Annotated in this window: 2 protein-coding genes; one reads left to right on the top strand and one right to left on the bottom strand. The window is 39.5% G+C overall.

Annotated features, from left to right (window positions below):
• On the top strand, positions 1-757 hold a 757-nt coding region (locus tag AC1DND_RS27540; protein WP_477586001.1), incomplete at its 5' end, for a ligand-gated ion channel.
• Between the two features lie 5 nt (positions 758-762).
• Here AC1DND_RS27540 and AC1DND_RS27535 read toward each other — a convergent pair.
• On the bottom strand, positions 763-1,605 hold an 843-nt coding region (locus AC1DND_RS27535; RefSeq protein WP_477585999.1), incomplete at its 5' end, for an HRDC domain-containing protein.

Raw genomic sequence — 1,605 nt, 5'->3', positions numbered from 1 at the left:
CCTGGAGATACCGCAGGCCAAAACGATTAGCAAATCATTTTCAACTATAGATAGCAGTGGTAATGAAGTATATATGCTAATGAAGTTGCAGTGTGTAATGAAAGATTCTTGGTCGATCAATAATTTTCCATTCGACCATCAATTGTTGAAGCTTTCTGTAGAGAATTCACAATTTGACTCAGCAAGCTTGGTATTTGTTCCTGATACTTTAGGTAAACAGTTTGATCCCCGGTTTACCCTACGCGGGTGGAATATCGACAGTTTAAAAACTTCTGCAGCCAATAAAATTTATGAAACGGCTTTTGGCGATCCAAGTATAAAAGTGCCAAGAACAGAATATAGTAGTTATAAGGTGAGGATCGGGATTAGTAGAGATGCTTTTGGCCTGTTCTGGAAGATGTTTTTAGGCATGTATATTGCTTTTTTCATTGCGTATATGTGCTTTTATATCCATGCCGATAGCATCGACTCGCGCTTTGGCTTAAGTGTAGGCTCTCTTTTTGCTGTAATCGGTAATAAATACATTATTGATGGTTCACTTCCCGAATCGACTACTTTTACCCTGGTAGATACGCTGCACGGAATTACGTTGGTGTTTATTTTAATCGTTATCATATTAACAGCCTTTTCTTTAAAAATGATCAAAAGAGGAGATGAGAAAAAAGCCGAAAGGTTTGACCGGTTTTACTCCATCTCGCTTTTAACTGTTTACCTTCTTTTAAATATTTTCTTTATTGTAAAGGCAATAAATGCTTAGATCATTTAAAATAACTCACTTGTACCCAAATGGGCGTTTACAATGCGGGTAATTTGCTGGCCAAGTTCTTTTGCATTGCCAATTCCCACGCTTTTAAGTGCTGCCAGTTGATCGGTAGTTCTGGGCATTTTTTCTGCAATGGAAAGTAGTGCTAAGTCTGAAAGTACCGCATAATCTTGGGTACCCCGTTGCAGCGCGATTGTTTTGCGCCATTCGACCAGATTTTTATAAACCTGTGGATTGGAAACCTCTTTTGGCTTGATGCTCGATTTAACTGGTTTTTTCTCTGGCTGTTTATTGCCCGCGGCGTGCAAAGTATGGATATAATCTTTAATTGAAAATGGATTCCACGAAATTTTAAATAAAGCCAGTTTTATCTGGAGTGCATCTTTACAGTCGTTTAATAGCGTAAGGAGTTTGTCAGAGTGGGTATCATTATAAAAGTTGATGGCCACAATTCTTGCCATTAAGGTAATGAGCTGTTCCAGTTTTGGAACGAAATAATCAGATGCCTTCTGCAAACGTTCCATAAAAGCACTTTCATTTGCGGGATTTTCATCGGTGCTTATTTTCGAAAATTCTTTTGCGATAAAATTCCTGGCCACTTTAAAGATTTCGTGCTGAAGGATCTGGCTGCCTTGTTCGTAAATTGATAAAAAGGCATTTTTCTCGTCTTTGTCGATCAGTTTGGAACGCCCGAGTTTCTCCCAGTCTTTGGCTACCAGAGAGAAATCCAGAAGCTCGTGGATCAATCCCCAAGCGTAACGCTGCGTATAACGTGCCAGCAGCTCTGGCGTAGGTTTATCCTGGTGACTTGCTTTTGTGAAACTGATTACCTTGGCATCGGT

This window comes from Pedobacter sp. 01N416, from assembly GCF_056399685.1.
This window is presented reverse-complemented; position numbering and strand designations above follow the sequence as displayed.